Annotated in this window: 22 protein-coding genes, 2 pseudogenes and 2 other annotated features (1 of these 26 cut by a window edge); all 24 genes and pseudogenes read right to left on the bottom strand. The window is 30.1% G+C overall.

What is annotated here, in order from left to right; genetic code table 11:
• Nucleotides 1–50 (bottom strand) — a sequence feature (ribosomal protein L10 leader region); it reaches 79 nt to the left of the window's first position.
• 51 nt (nucleotides 51–101) lie between these two features.
• The 24 genes and pseudogenes from rplA to Q3304_RS16570 all read right to left on the bottom strand — a co-directional run bounded on the left by rplA (nucleotide 102) and on the right by Q3304_RS16570 (nucleotide 20348).
• The gene (rplA, locus tag Q3304_RS16685; protein ID WP_054268675.1) at nucleotides 102–800 is read right to left on the bottom strand and encodes a 50S ribosomal protein L1; all 699 of its coding nucleotides are present in this window, start codon (nucleotides 798–800) and stop codon (nucleotides 102–104) included.
• A gap of 70 nt (nucleotides 801–870) precedes the next feature.
• On the bottom strand, nucleotides 871–1296 hold the full coding sequence (rplK, locus tag Q3304_RS16680) for a 50S ribosomal protein L11 (RefSeq protein ID WP_054268674.1): 426 nt from the start codon (nucleotides 1294–1296) through the stop codon (nucleotides 871–873).
• Between the two features lie 39 nt (nucleotides 1297–1335).
• Nucleotides 1336–1878, bottom strand: coding sequence for a transcription termination/antitermination protein NusG (nusG, locus tag Q3304_RS16675; RefSeq protein ID WP_003421190.1), 543 nt, complete (start codon nucleotides 1876–1878; stop codon nucleotides 1336–1338).
• Nucleotides 1879–1897: 19 nt separating this feature from the next.
• The gene (secE, locus tag Q3304_RS16670) at nucleotides 1898–2119 is read right to left on the bottom strand and encodes a preprotein translocase subunit SecE (protein ID WP_003429494.1); all 222 of its coding nucleotides are present in this window, start codon (nucleotides 2117–2119) and stop codon (nucleotides 1898–1900) included.
• 25 nt (nucleotides 2120–2144) lie between these two features.
• On the bottom strand, nucleotides 2145–2294 hold the full coding sequence (gene rpmG / locus Q3304_RS16665) for a 50S ribosomal protein L33 (protein ID WP_003421192.1): 150 nt from the start codon (nucleotides 2292–2294) through the stop codon (nucleotides 2145–2147).
• A 249-nt stretch (nucleotides 2295–2543) separates the two neighbouring features.
• Nucleotides 2544–3737: an elongation factor Tu gene (gene tuf, locus Q3304_RS16660; RefSeq protein ID WP_074179359.1), complete on the bottom strand. Its 1194-nt coding sequence runs from the start codon at nucleotides 3735–3737 to the stop codon at nucleotides 2544–2546.
• Between the two features lie 73 nt (nucleotides 3738–3810).
• A complete protein-coding gene (gene sigH, locus Q3304_RS16655; RefSeq protein WP_021382468.1) occupies nucleotides 3811–4458 on the bottom strand; it encodes an RNA polymerase sporulation sigma factor SigH in 648 nt (215 codons plus the stop codon).
• A 64-nt stretch (nucleotides 4459–4522) separates the two neighbouring features.
• Nucleotides 4523–5050, bottom strand: a complete 528-nt coding sequence (locus Q3304_RS16650) for an NYN domain-containing protein (RefSeq protein WP_054268672.1) — start codon at nucleotides 5048–5050, stop codon at nucleotides 4523–4525.
• A gap of 2 nt (nucleotides 5051–5052) precedes the next feature.
• Entirely contained in the window at nucleotides 5053–5790 is a 738-nt protein-coding gene (gene rlmB / locus Q3304_RS16645; protein WP_054268671.1) for a 23S rRNA (guanosine(2251)-2'-O)-methyltransferase RlmB, read from the bottom strand.
• A 12-nt stretch (nucleotides 5791–5802) separates the two neighbouring features.
• Entirely contained in the window at nucleotides 5803–6561 is a 759-nt protein-coding gene (thyX, locus tag Q3304_RS16640; RefSeq protein WP_054268670.1) for an FAD-dependent thymidylate synthase, read from the bottom strand.
• A 105-nt stretch (nucleotides 6562–6666) separates the two neighbouring features.
• A complete protein-coding gene (locus tag Q3304_RS16635; RefSeq protein ID WP_054268669.1) occupies nucleotides 6667–7062 on the bottom strand; it encodes a Mini-ribonuclease 3 in 396 nt (131 codons plus the stop codon).
• Nucleotides 7063–7065: 3 nt separating this feature from the next.
• Nucleotides 7066–8463 carry a cysteine--tRNA ligase gene (gene cysS / locus Q3304_RS16630; protein WP_021382482.1) on the bottom strand — a complete coding sequence of 466 codons (1398 nt, stop codon included), beginning with the start codon at nucleotides 8461–8463 and terminating at the stop codon, nucleotides 7066–7068.
• 145 nt (nucleotides 8464–8608) lie between these two features.
• Nucleotides 8609–8764, bottom strand: a complete 156-nt coding sequence (locus tag Q3304_RS16625) for a hypothetical protein (protein WP_021382499.1) — start codon at nucleotides 8762–8764, stop codon at nucleotides 8609–8611.
• Nucleotides 8765–8985: 221 nt separating this feature from the next.
• The gene (gene gltX, locus Q3304_RS16620) at nucleotides 8986–10467 is read right to left on the bottom strand and encodes a glutamate--tRNA ligase (RefSeq protein ID WP_054268668.1); all 1482 of its coding nucleotides are present in this window, start codon (nucleotides 10465–10467) and stop codon (nucleotides 8986–8988) included.
• A 229-nt stretch (nucleotides 10468–10696) separates the two neighbouring features.
• A pseudogene (locus tag Q3304_RS16615) lies at nucleotides 10697–10933 on the bottom strand (zinc ribbon domain-containing protein); the annotation flags it as partial.
• A pseudogene (locus Q3304_RS16610) lies at nucleotides 10926–10997 on the bottom strand (helix-turn-helix domain-containing protein); the annotation flags it as partial. The pseudogenes Q3304_RS16615 and Q3304_RS16610, both read right to left, overlap by 8 nt.
• A gap of 435 nt (nucleotides 10998–11432) precedes the next feature.
• Entirely contained in the window at nucleotides 11433–12878 is a 1446-nt protein-coding gene (gene proS / locus Q3304_RS16605; protein WP_054268667.1) for a proline--tRNA ligase, read from the bottom strand.
• Nucleotides 12879–13001: 123 nt separating this feature from the next.
• The gene (locus tag Q3304_RS16600; protein WP_407814732.1) at nucleotides 13002–14717 is read right to left on the bottom strand and encodes a proline--tRNA ligase; all 1716 of its coding nucleotides are present in this window, start codon (nucleotides 14715–14717) and stop codon (nucleotides 13002–13004) included.
• A gap of 63 nt (nucleotides 14718–14780) precedes the next feature.
• Nucleotides 14781–14989: a binding site (T-box leader), on the bottom strand.
• Between the two features lie 94 nt (nucleotides 14990–15083).
• Nucleotides 15084–15569, bottom strand: a complete 486-nt coding sequence (ispF, locus tag Q3304_RS16595; protein ID WP_054268665.1) for a 2-C-methyl-D-erythritol 2,4-cyclodiphosphate synthase — start codon at nucleotides 15567–15569, stop codon at nucleotides 15084–15086.
• Entirely contained in the window at nucleotides 15566–16279 is a 714-nt protein-coding gene (gene ispD / locus Q3304_RS16590; protein ID WP_407814743.1) for a 2-C-methyl-D-erythritol 4-phosphate cytidylyltransferase, read from the bottom strand. Before ispD ends, ispF begins: the two co-directional genes overlap by 4 nt.
• Nucleotides 16280–16556: 277 nt before the next feature.
• A complete protein-coding gene (locus Q3304_RS16585) occupies nucleotides 16557–17489 on the bottom strand; it encodes a biotin/lipoate A/B protein ligase family protein (RefSeq protein WP_407814733.1) in 933 nt (310 codons plus the stop codon).
• A 178-nt stretch (nucleotides 17490–17667) separates the two neighbouring features.
• Nucleotides 17668–18318 (bottom strand): class II aldolase/adducin family protein, encoded by a 651-nt coding sequence (locus tag Q3304_RS16580; protein ID WP_054268662.1) that lies wholly within the window; start codon nucleotides 18316–18318, stop codon nucleotides 17668–17670.
• 171 nt (nucleotides 18319–18489) lie between these two features.
• Nucleotides 18490–18963, bottom strand: a complete 474-nt coding sequence (locus Q3304_RS16575) for a hypothetical protein (protein WP_407814734.1) — start codon at nucleotides 18961–18963, stop codon at nucleotides 18490–18492.
• A gap of 29 nt (nucleotides 18964–18992) precedes the next feature.
• Nucleotides 18993–20348: a PTS galactitol transporter subunit IIC gene (locus Q3304_RS16570; protein ID WP_407814735.1), complete on the bottom strand. Its 1356-nt coding sequence runs from the start codon at nucleotides 20346–20348 to the stop codon at nucleotides 18993–18995.
• Between the last annotated feature and the right edge of the window lie 68 nt (nucleotides 20349–20416).

Below are 20416 nucleotides of genomic sequence, written 5' to 3'. Positions count from 1 at the left end.
GGATATTAAGCTCTCGCACCCACTATCTACGGCAAATCTATTCTTTTTTACATTGACAAGTGATATAATAACATTTTTGTCAACCTGTGTCAACAGTTTTATTATTCAGCTGTTCTTGCTGGGTTTATTTTAACTCCAGGTCCCATTGAAGAAGCTACTGTTACACTTCTTAAATATTGTCCTTTAGCAGCAGCTGGTTTAGCTTTTATTATAGCATCCATTAATGCAGCAAAGTTTTCAGCTAATTTTTCTCCACCAAATGATACTTTTCCTACTGGAACGTGTATTATGTTAGTTTTGTCTAATCTGTATTCAACTTTACCAGCTTTTATTTCATCTATAGCTTTAGCTACATCAAATGTAACTGTTCCTGATTTAGGGTTTGGCATTAAACCTTTAGGTCCTAATACTCTACCTAATCTACCTACTACACCCATCATATCTGGAGTAGCAACTACTATATCAAATTCAAACCAGTTTTCACCTTGTATTTTTTGAACTAATTCTTCAGCTCCTACAAAGTCAGCACCAGCTTGTTCAGCTTCTTTAGCTTTCTCACCTTTAGCAAAAACTAAAACTCTTTTAGTTTTACCAGTTCCGTGAGGTAATACAACTGCACCTCTTACTTGTTGGTCAGCATGTCTTGAGTCAACACCTAATTTAATGTGTGCTTCTACTGTCTCATCAAATTTAGCTCCAGCTATATCTGAAACTAATGTTAATGCTTCTGATGCATCATAAAATTTAGTTCTATCTACTTTTTCTAATGCACCTGCATATCTTTTACCTTTTTTAGCCATTTTATTTTCCTCCTCGTGGTTAATTTCGGCTTTTCGCCTCCCACTTTATAAAAAAAAGTGTATCTTTTAATTAGTCTTCTACTACAACACCCATGCTTCTAGCAGTACCCGCTATCATACTCATAGCTGCTTCTACTGATGCAGCATTTAAGTCAGGCATTTTTAACTCAGCTATTTCTCTTACTTGAGCTGAAGTTATTTTAGCAACTTTCTTTTTGTTTGGTTCTCCAGAACCTGATTTTAAGTTTAATGCTTTTTTAATTAAAACTGCAGCTGGTGGAGTTTTTGTTATAAAACTGAATGATCTATCTTGATATACAGTTATAACAACTGGTATTATCATTCCAGCTTGATCTGCAGTTTTAGCATTAAATTCTTTTGTGAATCCCATTATATTAACACCATGTTGTCCTAATGCTGGTCCAACTGGTGGCGCTGGAGTAGCCTTTCCTGCAGGTATTTGTAATTTTATTTGACCTATAACTTTTTTAGCCATTTTGAGCGCACCTCCTCAGATTTTTCTATAATAATAGTATTAGATTTTTTCTATACCTTCAAGCTCTATTACAAATAGAGTCCTTTTACCAAATGCATTTATGCATACTTTGACTTCTCTATTTTCTAAGTCAATTTCTTCTATGTTACCTATTTGTCCACTAAATGGTCCTTGAGATACTTTTACTGTGTCTCCTATTTCAAAATCAATATCACTATTTACTACTTTAGGGTCTGTTGTATCTATCCCCATAGCTTTGACTTCATCTTCACTTAATGGTACTGGTTTTGAACCAGGTCCAACGAAACCTGTAACTCCCTTAGTATTTCTTACTACATACCAAGATTCATCAGTTATTATCATTTTAACCAAGACATAACTTGGATAAACTTTACGTTGTCTAGTTTTTTCTTTTCCAGTTTTAGTAGTTTCCACTACCTCTTCTGTTGGAACAACTACTTGTCTTATGCAGTCTTCCATACCTCTTGTTTTAACTGCTTTCTCAATTGTAGCTTTAACTTTATTTTCATGTCCCGAATAGGTATGAACTACATACCAACTTGCTTCTTGTAATTCTGACATTTAACTTACCTCTTTTCGTCTATTTTAGTAATAACGCTAGTGCACCAGATAATATAGTGTCTATACCCCATACTAATATAGTGCATGAAATAACTACAGTTAAAACTATACTTGTGTTTTTAAACAGTTCCTTTTTTGTCGGCCATGTAACTCTTTTTAATTCTTGCTTAGTTTCTTTTAGATATCCAAATAAACTAAACCTTTTTTTAGTTTTTGCACCGTCATTTTTTTGGGCAGCCATTCCATACTCACATCCTTATAAAAAACTATTTTGTTTCTTTATGAGTTGTATGCTTTTTACAGAATCTACAATATTTTTGTAATTCTATTCTGTCTGGATTATTTTTCTTATTCTTAGTAGTGTTGTAGTTTCTTTGCTTACACTCTGTACATGCTAAAGTTACTTTAACTCTCATCTGATACACCTCCAACTTTGTAATACAATAATATATATTGTTAATATATGTGAATATAATACCTTTAAAATATGTATTTATTAAAAATCTACAGTATTCAAGATATTATTAACTTCCTATAATCATTACCTTGTATAAGTTATCACAAAATCCTATGCTGTGTCAATGTTTTTGTATTTCTATGTTAAAAAAAGAGGAGCATAACCCCTCTTTTTATTATTCTTTTTAATCCATCAGTTTAATAAAAGATTACTCTACTATAGTAGCAACAACTCCTGAAGCTACTGTTCTTCCACCTTCTCTTATTGAGAATCTTAGTCCCTCTTCTACAACTATTGAGTTTATTAAGTCTACTTCCATTGTTACGTTATCTCCAGGCATTACCATTTCTATTCCATCTGGTAATTTACAAGCTCCTGTTACGTCTGTTGTTCTGAAATAGAATTGTGGTCTATATCCATCAAAGAATGGTGTATGTCTTCCACCCTCTTCTTTTTTAAGTACATATACTTCTGCTGTAAACTTTGTGTGTGCCTTTACTGATCCAGTTTTTGCTAGTACTTGTCCTCTTTCTATCTCACTTCTTTGTACTCCTCTTAATAATGCTCCTATATTATCCCCTGCTTGTGCTTGGTCTAATAATTTTCTGAACATCTCTACTCCTGTTACTACTACTTTTCTTGGTGCTTCTGTTAATCCTACTAATTCTACTTCGTCTTGTACTTTTAGTACTCCTCTTTCTACTCTTCCTGTTGCAACTGTTCCTCTTCCTGTGATTGAGAATACGTCCTCTACTGGCATTAAGAATGGTTTATCTGTATCTCTCTCTGGAGCTGGTATATACTCATCTATTTGCTCGAATAATTCTACTATCTTATTTCCCCACTCGCTCTTTGGATCTTCTAATGCCATTAATGCTGACCCTCTTATTATTGGAGTATCATCTCCTGGGAAATCATATTCTGTTAATAAATCTCTTACTTCCATTTCTACTAGTTCTAATAACTCTTCGTCATCTACCATGTCACATTTGTTTAAGAATACTACTATATATGGTACACCAACTTGTCTTGATAATAGTATATGCTCTCTTGTTTGTGGCATTGGTCCATCTGTTGCTGAACAAACTAATATTGCTCCGTCCATTTGTGCTGCTCCTGTTATCATGTTCTTAACGTAGTCAGCATGTCCTGGGCAGTCAACGTGTGCGTAGTGTCTGTTTGGAGTTTCATACTCAACGTGTGCTGTTGATATTGTGATTCCTCTTTCTCTTTCTTCTGGAGCTTTATCTATGTTTGCGAAATCTACTGCTTCTCCTAATTGATATCTGTCATATAATGTTTTTGTTATTGCTGCTGTTAATGTAGTTTTACCGTGGTCAACGTGTCCTATTGTACCTATATTAACATGAGGTTTTGTTCTTTCGTATTTAGCTTTAGCCATTTTGAATTTCCTCCCTTATCTTTCGATATAAATTAATTTTGCTCACAATAAGCTTATGGTAAGTATTTTACTATTAATCATTTCTGTTTTCAAGATGTTTTTCTAATTTTCTCTTAACCCTTTGTAAAGCGTTATCTATTGACTTTACATCTCTTTTAAGCTTGTCCGCTATAAACTGGTATGACTTTCCATTTAAATATAATTCTAGGACTTCTAATTCCAAGTCACTTAATAATTCGTTCATCTTTGATTCTATATTTTTTAACTCTTCTTTACTAATTATAAGTTCTTCTGGATCTGTTACTATACTTGTAGCTATAATATCTAAAAGTGTTCTGTCTGACTCTTCATCATATATTGGTTTGTTCAAAGAAACATATGAATTTAAAGGTATATGTTTTTGTCTTGTTGCAGTTTTTATAGCAGTTATTATTTGTCTTGTTATACATATCTCTGCAAAACATTTAAACGAATTTGTCTTACTTCCATCAAAATCTCTAACTGCCTTATAAAGGCCTATCATTCCTTCTTGTATTATGTCTTCTTTATCTGCTCCAATTAAAAAATAGGATTTTGCCTTTGCCTTTACAAAATTTCTGTATTTGGTAATAATGTACTCTAGTGCTATTTTATCCCCTTCACTTGCTCTTAATACAATGTTATACTCATCCTGCTGACAATTGTCTATTAACTCATAACTTTTTTCTTTTGCTACCAACATGTAAATCTCCCCCATATATAAAACAAATTTATAGGTATATTATAGTCTAAAGAAGCTAGTAATTTCAACGCTTTCTACGAATGTTCTCAAGTTTCGACAATGTTTCTTTATCTAACCTTTCCTCCAACCAATTTCGCTGAATTTTTTTCCTCAAACCGATATTTTTTTCCTTCATTTTATTCTTGGAACGATCTAACTCTAACTTTAATTCTCTTGCAGACATTCTTGTAGCACCTTTTCCTAAAATCATTTGTTGCTCTGCATAGTCATTAGTAGCTACTTTTACATCATCATACTTTGATAAAGAAGTTATAAATTTCTCTATATAACTATCTGCTGTTTGGTGCTCTCTCGTATAAACTATCGTTATGTGTTTTCTTTTCTCAACTTTTTCTCGTGAATTCTTAACATTATAAGCATCAAAAACTATTATAGTCTTATAACCCATAAACTCAGAAAATTCTATAATATCATCAATAAGCTTTTCTCTAGAATCTTCTAAATCATCTTTAGCCAGTTCTTTCAAATTATCCCACGCATTTATAATATTGTAGCCATCTATTATTAAGTAATGATTTATATTTTTTTTCATGGTTATTTACTTTTATCCAGTCTTTGTCTGAATATCTCATATAAAAGTATTCCACCCGCCACGGATGCATTTAAAGATGTAACATTACCTATCATTGGCATTTTTACTATAAAGTCACAGTTTTGTTTAACCAATCTAGATATCCCAAAACCTTCGCTTCCAATTACCACACCAAGAGGACCTGTAAGATTTTGTTTATAAAAAGTTTCTCCATCCATATCAGCAGCTGCAATCCACAGCCCTTCATCTTTTAATCTTTTTATTGTATTAACTATATTGGTTACCTTACAAACTGGCATATACTCTACTGCTCCTGCAGACGCTTTAGCAACTACAGGTGTTATGTGTACAGACCTTCTTTTAGGAATAATAACTCCATGTGCTCCTACTGCATCTGCTGTCCTTATTATTGAACCTAGATTATGTGGATCTGTTATCTCATCTAATATAATGAAAAATGGGTCTTCATCTTTGTTTTTTGTTAAATCTATTAGCTCATCCAATTCGTAATACTTATATTCACTTGCATAAGCTATTACGCCTTGATGTGAATGGCTTGTACTTACCTCATCTAATTTATGTTTATCAACATATTGTATAATTATGTTCTTCTCTTTAGCCATTCCTATTATTTTTTTAATTGAACCTTCTTTAGCTGAATTTGAAATTAATATTTTATCTATTTCTCTATCACTTTTTATAGCTTCTATTACTGGATTTCTTCCTTCTATACTTGCCAAATGATTCACCTCCTACAAGGCCTTAAATTTTTCTCTAACTTGAACTATATCTCCACAAGTCATAGTTCCTTCTGGACAACTACCATTTACACAACTTGGTCCAGTCTTTTTAAATAGTATTGGAGCAACCTTTTTAACTTCTCTTAACATTTCTACAGCTAGATTTCTTATTTCCCACTGTGCTCTTTCACAACATCTATGTTCAAAGAAATTAAATAAACTTCTAGCATTTATAGTAAATACCATTTTTGTTTCGCATGCATTTGGAAATACATACCTAGCATCTTCTATTGCTTTCTTTTCAGCTTGTCTTTTTGCTGCTTTCTCATTTTTACCATCTTTTATTAATTCATTATAATGATTTTCAAATAATATCTCTACTAAGTTATCATAAGCCTCTTGGTCTTTTTTCATTGAATTTATAAATAACTCTTTTGCTTTTTCTATTTTTTCTATTTCTGGAGGAATTATGTACTCAAATTGCTCTAATTTAACATATCTTTGACTCTGTTGTGAAAAACTAGCTATACGATGTCTAACAATTTGATGTGAACAAGCTCTTGATATCCCTTCTATTGAAAATGTAAATGAAGCATGTTCTAATATTGACCCATGACCTATACTTAATAACATATTTAAAAACTTCTCTATACTTTCATCTGTTAAGTCTTTTTCTATTTCGTCTGTCCCAACTGGTGAATAACATAGCTTAGCTGCCATAGCTATTACTTTTTCTGGTTCAGGTGTATGTGATATTAATTTTACTTTCATAAATTTTTATCCTTTCTCATGACTAATTTCTATATATTTATTATACATTAGTTATAAAAAAAGTGTTGCCTTATTGATTATTATTAAGACAACACTCTCTAATATTTACATATCTCTTTCAATAATTTTGATTCCTTTATTGATAATATATTGAAGTCTCTCTATTTCATTATTTAAATACAAATATCCAACCAAGGCCTCAAATCCAGTTGCATGTTTATAGTCTATAATATCTGCATTTTTAGGAGAAGTATTTGATTTTTGATTTCTTCCCCTCTTGTATATTTTGCTCTCTTCCTCAGTTAATTCAGTTTCAATTTCATGAATTATAGTTGCCTGAGCTTTAGCTTTTACATACTTTATAGCTAATTTATGCAAATCATTAACTTTTCTTTGTGTATTCTGTCTAATTAAATGTTCTCTTATATATGTCTCATACACTGTATCACCTAAGTATGCTAAAACTAGTGGTGACATAGTAACTAATTCAGTTTTTTCCATTTTTTATACCCTTTTCCACTTAACACCTTGTCTTGTGTCTTCTAATACAATTCCCATATCTAATAATTGTTGTCTTATATCATCTGCTAATTGGAACTCTTTATTTTTCTTTGCATCCGTTCTTTTTTGTATTAGTTCTTCAATGTCTTTATCTAGTACAGTATCTTTCTTCTTATTTACAATATTTAATACCTTTGTAAGCTCATTAAATTCATCTAAGCACTTTTTAGCAAATTCTAGAGAAGAGTTTTCATCTACATTAGAATTTATTAACTTAGCTAACTCAAATATTACACTCACTGCATCTGCTGTATTGACATCATCGTCCATAGCATCGATAAATTTTTGTCTGAAGTTATCTAATTCTTTAACAAGTTCTACTTCTTTTTCTGTTAAAGTAGACTCTTTTAGATTACTTAATGTAAATTCTAATTTTTCTTTAGTATTATATAGTCTTTCAAGACCAGCTTTAGCTTGATTTAGCATCTCATCACTAAAGTTCACTGGATTTCTGTAATGTGCTGATAACATGAAAAATCTTACTATTTCTAAATCATATAATTTTGATATATCTCTTACTGTAAAGAAATTACCTTTAGATTTACTCATTTTTTCATCATTTATATTTATATATCCATTATGCATCCAATATTTTGAGAATGTTTTTCCACTTCTAGCTTCACTTTGAGCTATCTCGTTTTCATGGTGTGGGAATGTTAAGTCTTGACCACCTGCATGTATATCAATCGTCTCACCCAAATATCTCTTAGACATAACAGAACATTCTATATGCCATCCAGGTCTACCTTCTCCCCAAGGACTATCCCATCCTGGTTCACCTTCTTTTTTAGCCTTCCAAAGAACAAAGTCCATAGGATGTCTTTTTTGGTCATTAACTTCAATTCTAGCTCCAGCTTCTAAGTCTTCTTGCTTTTGACCTGAAAGTTTCCCATATCCCTCAAACTTGTTTGTATCAAAATACACATCACCATTTACTGCATAAGCATATCCCTTATCTTCTAATTCTTTTATAAAATCTATAATTTGTTGTATATTATCTGTAACTTGAGGATGAACAGTAGCTCTTTTAATTCCTAGTCCATCACAATCTACAAAATATTCTTTTATATACTTAGTAGCAACTTCTTCTGGAGATATTCCTTCTTCATGGCTTCTATTTATAATTTTGTCATCAACATCTGTAAAGTTTTGTACATAAGTTACATCATATCCTCTATACTCTAGATACCTTCTTAGAGTATCAAATATTATAAATGGTCTTGCATTACCTATATGTATATAGTTATAGACTGTTGGACCACACACATACATTTTTACCTTTCCTTCTTCTAATGGAACAAATTCTTCTTTTGTTCTAGTCAATGTATTATAAACTTTCACACTCATCACCTCACCATATTTTTATAAATTATTTTCTTAACATTATATATTATATTATAGTTGAAAATTGCAATAAATAATAGTACTACTATCATTTTTAGTACTATCCTTATAAACTACATAATAACAATACCCATGTTATTATCTATTGCTCTTCTAAAAATATCTTTTTTTGAGAAGAACATTTTTCAAAAGTTTCTTCTGTAATCATTTTTTCATCTTTTAATTTTTCTAAAATTGTAACATATTCTAAGCATAGCTCCTTTAATTCCTTTTTAACATCATCCATATTACTATACATAGTAATTACCCCCTTAATAATTAAATCAAACTAAAATAATAGATTTCCTTCTTCTATGCTTAATATTTTTATTAGTTTATTATTAATATTTTATTTATATTTTTGCTTTGCTTTTTATATATTAAATTTATTGCCCTAAATACCTTCATTTTCTTAACTAGATATTTTCACCAAATACTAACACAAAAAAAGTCCGCTTCTAAATTAGCGGACTTTTATGACTATAATATATTATTTTTTACATAAGCTATTCTATTTAAGCAAGTTTCTTTTCCTAAAACCTCCATTACTTTTGGTAAATCTGGTCCATGCATTTGCCCTGTCAAAATTATTCTTGAGCCCATAAATAAATTTTTTCCTTTTATTTTATACTCTTTTTGAATTTCTTTAAGCATAGCTTGAACAAATTCAGCATTTAATAAGTCTGCTTTTTCTATTTTTTCTTGTAGAGCATCTATTAAAGTAGGTATGTGTTCTAGCTTTAAGAATTCACTTCCTTCTTCAGTCTCTACTTCTATTTTATCTCCAAAGAATATACTTGCATGATCAGTAACTTCTTTTACATATTGTAATTTCTCTTTAAGTACTGATATCATACTCTTTAAAAACTCATACTTACTAGTAGCTTCTTCTTCTGTTATAAATCCATCTTCTATCAAGAATGGTATTGCTAAATCTGTTAAGTAAGTATCATCACCATCTTTTATATAGTGTTGATTAACCCAATTTAGCTTTTCAGTATCAAATACTCCACCACTTTTAGATACTCTTTCTACAGAAAATGCTTTTTCCAATTCTTCCATTGTAAACAATTCTTGATTATCTTCTGGAGACCATCCAACTAATGCTACATAGTTTACTAAACCTTCTGGTAAATATCCTTTTTTCTTAAAGTCTTCAACTGCCACATCACCTTGTCTCTTACTTAATTTTTTCTTTTCTTTATTAAGTATATTTGGTAAATGTACAAATACAGGTGCTTCCCATCCAAAAGCTTCATATAAATAGACATGTTTTGGAGTAGATGATACCCACTCTTCACCTCTTATTACATGTGTGATTTTCATTAAATAATCATCTACAACTACAGCAAAGTGATAAGTTGGGAATCCATCTGTTTTCATTAGTACCTGGTCATCTAAATCATTGGTATTAAATTCCATATCTCCTCTAACTAAATCTGTAAACTTAATTGTATGATTCTCTGGTAATCTTAATCTTATAACGTATGGTATTCCTGCTTTTATATTTGCTTCTACTTCTTCTTTAGAAAGATTCTTACAATGGCCATCATATTTAGCTGTTTCTCCTGCTGCCCTTTGAGCATCTCTTACTTCATCTAGTCTTTCCTTTGTACAGAAACAATAATAAGCCTTTCCACTATCTAAAAGTTGTTTTATATATTCTTGGTATATATCTAATCTCTGAGATTGAATATATGGACCATATTCTCCTTTTTGTACTACTTTTCCAGTATCATCTAATATAACACCTTCATCATGATTGACACCAGCCCATTTCATAGCATTAAGCATATTCTCTATAGCACCTTCTACTAATCTACTTTGGTCCGTGTCCTCTACTCTTAATATATATTCTCCGCCCATTTTTTTTGCAAATAAATAGTTATATAAAGCAGTTCTTAAACTACCTATATGTACAAATCCTGTTGGACTTGGTGCAAATCTTACTCTTACATTCATTTTTACTTCCTCCTGATATTTTATTCAATATAACTATAATATTAAACTAGTACATTGTTTTGCAAGTTTATTTTTACTGAACTTCCCATGACTAAAGTCACAGGGTTCCTGTTTCATAGAATTTTGCATACTAAAATATGTCTTACTAATTCTCCACAGGCTATCCCCGTAGTTCCTACGGTTCTTACATACGTTATCTATTTTAAACTGTTATTAGTTTTAATCCTTCTTATAGTATATTTATACTCGCATTTATATCTCTATCGTGAGCTTCATTACAACAAGGACAAATCCATTCTCTTATATTTAAATTCTTCATTTCCTCGTTTTTATATCCACATTTATTAAATATGTGTGAACTTGCAAAGAATTTACCTACCTTTACAATTTGTCTACCATACCAATTAGCCTTGTATTCTAATTGATTTATTATATACAAATCTACAACATCCAAAAGTTTTGTTAATTAGCTCTTGCTGTTTTTTATTTGGATATATTCTAAACTTATATGCTTTTTCCTCTACTATCACCTCACTTTACTTGATTTTCTGATTTTTCCACCCATCCTAATATTAACAAGGTAAATTTTTTTAAACAAGTATTTTAAAGGTTTTTATATCTATTTTTAAATAACATATGTAAGAACCATAAGTCCTAACTTTTATCAAATCTAATAATAATATCCTTATTTATTTAAAAATACACATGTTTATTATAGCAGAAAATCTTAGTTTTAATTTCATAAATCTTTCTTTTAATCCATTTATTTGCTGAAAATTAAAAGCACTCCCTATTGCTATATTTGTATTTATTGGTTACTTTATGGAATATTTATATAGTAACTGTTCTACAAAGTAAGTATGTACACTAATAATAAATATATATAAGGAAATAAAACTTAAAATAAAATTGGGATGAAAAGTATCAAATACTCATCACCCCAGTTTTTATTTAAACATCTTATTTTAGTAAGCTTTTGCCATTACTACCATATTATCTGCTTCTTTTCCACAATATACACACTTGTGACCTAAGTTTTCTTGTTCAAAAGGTAAGCATCTTATAGTTGCTCCTGTTTCTTCCTTAATCTTAGCTTCACATTCTGCATCTCCACACCACATAGTTTTTATGAATCCTGGCTTTTCTTCTAAAGCCTTTTTAAACTCATCCATATTTTCAACTATAGATGTATTGTCTTCTCTATGTTTTTTTGCTTTTTCGAACATATCGTTGTGTATAACATCAAATAAATCACATATAGCATCAGCTAATCCTTCTAAAGGCATAGAACTCTTTTCTAAAGTATCTCTTCTAAATATCATAGCTTGATTATTTTCTATATCTTTTGGTCCAATCTCAATTCTTACTGGAACACCTTTCATTTCCCACTCATTAAACTTCCATCCAGTTGTATAGTTATCTCTATCATCAACTTCAACAGTTACTCCTTTAGCTTTTAAATCAGCATATATTTTATCAACTGTTTCCATTACATTTCCTTTTTTAGCAGCTATAGGAACTATAACAGCTTGTATTGGAGCTACTCTTGGTGGTAATACTAGACCTCTGTTATCACTATGAGTCATTATAAGTCCACCTATAAGTCTTGTAGATGCTCCCCAAGATGTATGGTATGGATTAGCTAAATTTCCTTCTCTATCTGCAAAAGTAATATCAAAAGCTTTTGTAAAGTGTTGACCTAAGAAGTGACTTGTACCTGATTGTAATGCTTTACCATCATGCATCATAGCCTCTATAGTATATGTTCTTTCACCACCTGCAAACTTCTCACTTTCACTTTTTTGACCAGATACAACTGGCATTGCAAGTAATTCTTCACATAAAGCTTTATATATTTCTAATTGTTGTATTGTTTCTTCTTGGGCTTCTTCTGCTGTCTCATGTAATGTATGACCTTCTTGCCATAAAAACTCAGATGTTCTTAAGAAAGGTCTAGTTGATTTTTCCCATCTAACAACTGAGCACCATTGATTATAAAGATATGGTAATTCTCTATATGATTTTAACCACTTAGCATACATTGTACATATTATAGTCTCAGAAGTAGGTCTTACACATAATCTCTCTTCTAATTTTTTATTTCCACCATGTGTTACCCATGCAACTTCTGGAGCAAAACCTTCTACATGTTCTGCTTCTTTATTTAATAAACTTTCTGGTATCAATAATGGGAAATAACAGTTTTTATGTCCAGTTTCTTTAAATCTTTTATCCATAAATTCTTGCATCTTTTCCCATAATGCATATCCATATGGCTTTACAACCATAAAACCTTTGACTGGTGCATAATCAACTAAGTCAGTCTTAGTTATTACATCTGTATACCATTGTGGGAAATCATCTTCCATCTTTGTTATTTCTTCAACAAATTGTTTTTCATTTTTTGCCATTTCAACTACCTCCTCAATTTATTATGTTTTTATAAAAAAACACCACTTTATCTCCTTATATATAGATAAAATGGTGTTTATAAAGTACAACTCTGATTATCTATACAATAGTTTTTTAAGTTACTATCCTAATCTAACATTATTTTTGATAAACTCTGCCTTTACTTTTTCATTTATTTCTTCTATGTCAATTATTTCTTTATCTTCTTTATGTCTAAATTTAAACTCTACTTTACCTTCACTAATATTTTTACCTACTGTAATTCTCATAGGTATTCCTATTAATTCTGAATCATTGAATTTAACACCTATTCTTTCATCTCTATCATCTAATAAAACTTCTACACCCATAGCTTGTAAATCATTATATATCTTTTCAGCTATTGATACTTGTTCCTCATTTTTCATGTTTGCAGGAACTATCACAACATGGTATGGAGCTACTGATAAAGGCCATATTATGCCTTTTTCGTCATTATGCTGTTCAATTATAGCTGCTGCTGTTCTTTCAACACCTATTCCATAACATCCCATTACTATAGGTTTTGATTTCCCATCTTTATCTATAAAATTCGCATTCATAGATTCTGAATACTTAGTTCCTAGTTTGAATATGTGACCTACTTCAACACCTCTAGCTATTTCAAGTGGTTTCCCACATACTATACACTTGTCACCTTCTTGAACATTTCTAAAATCTCCAACTATTCCTTCAAAATCTCTTCCATAGTTAGCATTTTTTATATGATATTCAGTTTTATTAGCCCCTACAACTATGTTTCTTTGTTCAACAATTTCTTTATCTATAAATACATAGTCAGCATTTATACCTATTGGTCCAGCAAATCCTACTTCTGCATTAGTTACTTTTCTAACTACATCATCTGTAGCAAGTGCAAATTCTATAACAGAGCCTATAGCATTAGATACTTTAACTTCATTAACTTCTCTATCTCCCCTTACAACAACTACAACTGTTTTCCCATCTGCCTCATATACTAAAGTTTTAGCAAATTTATCTGGAGAAATCTTTAAAAATTCCTCTAGTTCTTTTATTGTAGCTGCTCCTGGTGTGTGAACCTCTTCCAGGTCTTTCATATCTTCTTTTTCTGATGCTACATTACAAGATTCTGCTCTTTCTACATTGGCTGCATAATCACATCCACTACAGAATACAACTTCATCTTCACCAACTTCTGACTTAACCATAAACTCAGCTGATATAGAGCCTCCTATAGCTCCTGAATCTGCTTGCACTGGACTATTCTCTAGTCCACATCTGTCAAATATACTTACATATGCATCAAACATATCTTGATATGATTTATCCAGACCTTCATTATCTACATCAAAACTGTATGCATCCTTCATTGTAAAAGTCTTAGTTCTCATAACACCAAATCTTGGTCTTCTTTCATCTCTATATTTTACTTGTATCTGATATAAGTTTAATGGCAATTGTTTGTATGAAGTAATTTCTTGTCTTATTATATCAGTGAATGCTTCTTCATGTGTTGGTCCAAGACAGTATTCTCTTTCTGTTCTGTCTTTAAGCCTAAACATTTCTTCACCCATAGCAGTCCATCTTCCAGACTCTTTCCATAATTCAGAAGGAAGTAAAGCCGCACAAAGTATTTCTTGACAATCTTTTTTATTTAGTTCTTCTCTAATTATTTGTTCAATCTTTTTGAACACTCTTAATCCCATCGGTAATTGATTATAAACCCCTGAAGTCATTTTTTTTATCATTCCTGACCTAACCATTAATTGATGGCTTGTAATCTCAGCATCTGCTGGGATTTCTTTTAATGTCGGCATAAACATTTTAGACATTTTCATTAATAAATTCCTCCTGAATATTAATTTCTTGAAAATATAAAAAACCTCTCATCTCTATACAAGTATAGAGACGAAAGGTTTAATTTCCGCGGTACCACTCTAGTTAGCTATGTAAATAGCTCTCTTTTGGGAATGTAACGGTTCCTACCGTAAAGATTTTTATACCTTTAAGCTAAAAGACAGGTTCAAACATTTCCTCTTGAAAACTCTCACCAACGTTTTCTCTCTGTAAAGATTTCATAGTTTTACTATTTCTTTATCATAGCTAGTTTTATATTTATATTAATTTCACTTAAATTCACATATTATAGATATTCTATATAGGCCTATTCTTTGATATCCAATAAACTTATTACTAATAATATATTAATTATTCTGACTTGTCAACAATAATAAACAAATACTTTGTGATGCTATACCCTGTTTTGCTCCTGTAAAGCCAAGACCTTCTTCAGTAGTTGCCTTTATGTTTATATTATCAATATCTGTATTTAAGACTTTTGATATATTTTTTCTCATGCTTTCAATATGTGGAGCCATCTTAGGGCTTTGAGCAATTATAGTACTGTCTATGTTCCCAATCTTATACCCTTTGCTTGTTATTAGATTATGTACATATTCTAATAATTTCATACTATTTGCTCCCTTATATTTTTCATCTGTATCTGGGAAATGCTTACCTATATCACCTAGAGCTAAGGCTCCTAAAATGGAGTCCATTATTGCATGTATTAATACATCAGCATCTGAATGACCTAATAAACCTTTATCATGTGGTATCTCTACCCCACCGATTATAAGTTTTCTATCCTCTGTTAATTTGTGTACATCATATCCTAATCCTATTCTCATATAATTCTCCTTCTGCTATTAACTTCATCTCTTTTTTCCATATTTAATATCTGTTCTGCTATATTTAAATCTTCTGGACTAGTTATCTTTATATTTTCATAAGAGCCCATCACCATAGTAACGCTTTGCCCTATATTTTCAACCAACATTGAATCATCAGTACCATAATAATTATTCTTATAAGCTTGTTCATAAGCATTTATTATGAGATTATACTCAAAAGTTTGAGGAGTTTGAGCTGCCCACAATAGACTTCTCTCTGGAGTTTCTTGTACTGTTCCATCCGACACTATCTTTATAGTATCACTTACTGGCACACCTACAACTACAGCTTTTTTTTCTTTAGCCACCTTTATGGATTCATTAATTATTCTATGGTCTACAAATGGTCTTGCCCCATCATGAATGAGTACTATATTACAATTTTCATCTAATTTTTTTAATCCATTATATATTGAATCCTGTCTTTCTTTTCCACCATATGCTATTTTTATATTTTTAAAATTATACTTATTTATTATGTTTTCCTTAAAAAAATCTTCTTCCTCTTTTTTTATACATACCACAATTTCATCTATATTTATATTTTCATAAAAAACTTGAATTGTATGAGCAATAATTTCTTTTTCTCTTAATTTTATGAACTGTTTATTTATGTCTAGGTTCATTCTCCTTCCGCTTCCTGCAGCAACAATTATAACACTATACATGGTATCACCTCGTATTTTATTTTTAACCATAATTTATTAAAACTCTTAATATTCTTTTATTTTAACCATCTGATTAATTATATATTAAATTTTCAGTTGTATAAACAGTTAATATCTATTTTTCAGTTAAAAACATGTATATTTAATTCTATATATATTGATTTTTCAATAGCGATGTTTTTAATTTTACAACTTTGTAACAGTTTCTAAACTTGCAAAAAATATTCAAGGCCTCTAATTTGATATAATAAGATTTTATCAAACAAGAGGCCTTATATTAAAATATTAAATTAATTAAATCTATATAATGTGGGTAATTTTCTAAAATACTATCTCTTATTTCTCGTTTAAAAAAGTCCACATTTAATAACTTATCCATATTAATTACATCATCTTTATAAGATATAAAAAACTTTGATACCTTCCACTTACTTACATGTATATTGACTTCACTTTCATCATTAAATGGAAGTACTATTTGAAATTTAGGTGTTTTACTATATGTCCACTCCATCTTTTTATATTTATCTTCTACTAGATTGTATACATTTTTGATATCATCACTGTCTAATTTAAGTTCTTTTATATCCTTTATCTTGGATTCTAAATACTTAACACAATAGTCCAAAAAGTAATCTATATCTTTTTCAAATAAGAATTTAATATTGGTTACTTTACTTGAGACAGACTTCGTAGCCTTTGACTCAGTTGACTTATTTGAATTTAGATATTTAGTTAATTTATTTAAATCCGAATCATAAAGAAGAGTTCCATGATAAAGAGAATTTTTTCTTTTTATAGACTGGGCAGAGCCTGAAATTTTTTTCCCTTTCAAAAATAAATCTTTTCTTTCAGTTATAGATATATCTAGACCTAAGCTTAATAGCATATCTTGCATAAACTTAGTATGTTCCAAAAAATCTATTTCATGAAGTTGTCTATCTTTTTGTATGAATGACATATTGATATTTCCTAAATCATGATAAACAGTACCTCCTCCAGATATTCTTCTTAAAATAGGAATTTCTCCCTTTTCAATAACATCATGATGTATTTCCTGATATGGGTTTTGATTTTTACCTATAAAAATAGATTCCTCATTCCTCCATATGATTATAATATCATCATTATATTTCTCATTTAAAAACAGATATTCTTCTAATGCTAAATTAAAGTAAGGATTTGTGCTTTTGTTTAATAAGTAATACATAGAAATACAGACTCCTTTTTTATTTTATCTTATTGCTTATTTTAGACTCAGACAATTTTATATACTATTAGATTTTCTATTTTCATTTCTTAACTATTAAACTTATTATATCATTATAAAACGCCCTAATATTATAGAATATCTATATTTCTACATTAATTTAAAAGTTTTGTTTAGTTTATTTATCCTGACCATATACATTAAAAAATACATCTCTAGCTCTTTTAATTTCTTCGTTTGGTAATAATACTGGTGTTCCAATTGATTTTGCCAAGTAATATACTTTTGCTGAATCCTCTAACATTACAGCAGCTGTAAGAGCATGCCCTACAGAAGGACCAACTGCTATTACACCATGGTTTGCTAAAAGACATGCTCTTTTATCTCCAATTGCTTCAATAACACATTTACCCATTTTGTTAGATGTTGGTGGTGAAAACTTTGCAACAGGTACTTCACCTCCTACTTCATTTGCAAGAGTTGTACTTGCACATGCTATAGGTTCATTCAAAATAGCAAAACAGCTTGAGTATGTAGAATGTGTATGTATTATGCTATTTATATCTTCTCTATGTTTATATATATATAAATGGTCTGGTAAATCCACAGATGCTTTCCATTTGCCATCTATAACATTTCCATCTATATCTACTATAACAATATCACTTGGTATAAGGTCTCTATAGTCCATTCCACTTGGGGTAATTGCTATATATCCTGTTTCTTCATCTCTCCCACTCACATTCCCACCTGTTAATGTCACCAAGTTATAATTTAAAAGGTTTAGAGATGCTTGTAATACTTCTTTTCTCAATTTTTCCAATAACATTAGTTAAATCCTCCTATCTATTATAGATATAATCTTATATATATTAGCAGTACCATATCTTCTAAACACTATCTTTAATCTTAATTTGAAAATTCAAAAAATTTAGTGTAAAGCGTATATCTCCATTTTATCAATAGAAATTATTCTACTTCTATTTTAAATTTTTTATCTTTATATACCTTTATTTTCTAATCTTTCATTTCTAAATTTTAATGATTCTGGATATAAAGATTCCTCTAACTCAATAAGATAATCATATAATTCTAAATCATTATTAAACATATTTGTTCTTATCCAATATCTACCTTTAAGAAGGCTTCCGTCATTAATTTTTAGATAAAGATTTTTATTATAAAACTCTCGTATTCTTACTTTTTCGATATCTTTAATTTCATAATTATGTGTAGTAATAAATGAGATAAAATGTATACATTTGTTATCAATAATAATTTCTTTAGGATTACTTGATGATATAAAAGTATTGAATATCCCATATATACAGATGATTATCAACAAACTATATATGTTTACACTAAAATTTTCATAGTTATTAAACAGAGCGTAAAGCAATATTAAAATCATAAAAAATCCTGGTATTATCACATTAATTGAGTATCTTATAGAATCGTATTTATATTTTTTCATAATTCATATACTCCTCAATAAAATCATTTTTAGATTTCTTCTTCAAGAGATAATTTTTTATTTTCCTTTATTATTCTATTTCTATTGTAAATAGCCATTCCTAAAGCTATAACTCCAAAAAACACTCCTCCAATAACTTTATAATTCATAATCTTTACAAATATCCAACTTAATGGATTTGCACCATCACAAATACTTGAAATCATAGTTGCTCCCTCTGGCATTTTGAAGCTAGCATTTAAAGCCATTTGAGTAAATAGAGGAGCTAAATTAGTTGCAATTAATAATCCAGAAGTAATTATGAATATTCCTATTATTAATGTCCTAAACACATTCCCTTTTGTAATTGGTACAATTAAAACAAGTGCAAATGGAATTACTGCTAAATCTGCAAATGGCAGAACTTTATTTCCTGGCAATATAGCTGCTATAACTATAGTTAAAGGTACCAATACTAATGCAACTGATAATGTGACAGGATGACCTATCCCTACTGCTGAGTCTAAACCTATATAAATCTTTCCTCTATTTTTAAATCTCTTCTCAATAAATTCCTGCGCTGCTTCTGATACTGGTAATAATCCTTCCATCAATAATGCTGCCATCTTTGGAATTAATATCAATACAGCTCCCATAGTTACACCTAACTGTAATATACCTTTTATATCATATTTCGCTGCAATACCAATTATTATACCTATTATAGACCCCATTATTAAAGGTTCTCCAAATAATCCAAATTTTTTCTGTAATGTGTCAGCATTTATCTCAATCTTATTTATACCTGGTATTAAATCTAATAGTTTATTTACAACTATAGCAATTGGAACAAATGCCTGTGTAAATCCATGAGGAAGAGATATTCCTGGCATACCCAAATATTTCTCTATACCTGGAGCAGTTAAATCTGCCATTACCAATACAATTACCATATTTGCTACTGCCGCAAACACTCCCCATGCCACACTTTGTGTAGCTCCTGCTACTAAAGCACCTGTAAAAGCGAAATGCCAGTAATCCCATATGTCTACATCAACAGTTTGGGTAGTATTAGTAATTAGCATAACTATATTTACTACAAGACCTATTGGAATAATTAAAGCTCCTACTGTTGATGCGAAGGCTATAGCTGATGCTGCTGGCCATCCTACATCTATTATAGATAAGTTTAATCCTAAATTCTTAACCATTTGTTGCGTTGCTGGTCCTAAGTTATCTGTCAGTAAAGCTATAATAGTATTAAGACCTATAAATCCAACTCCCACTGTTAAACCAGCTCTTAATGATTTTCCAAGTTTTGTACCTAATATCAAACCAAAAATACATATTATTATTGGCATCATTACTTGTGCACCTAAACTAACAATGAAATTTAATATCTCCATTTAAAGACCCTCCATTATTTAATTTTCAGTCTCTAAAACTTATAATTTTAGAGACTATATTTTTTAAA

The organism is Clostridioides sp. GD02377 (assembly GCF_045899875.1).
Lineage (GTDB): Bacteria > Bacillota > Clostridia > Peptostreptococcales > Peptostreptococcaceae > Clostridioides > Clostridioides difficile_A.
Note: the sequence above shows the minus strand (reverse complement) of the source record. Positions and strands in the feature narration are given on the sequence as shown.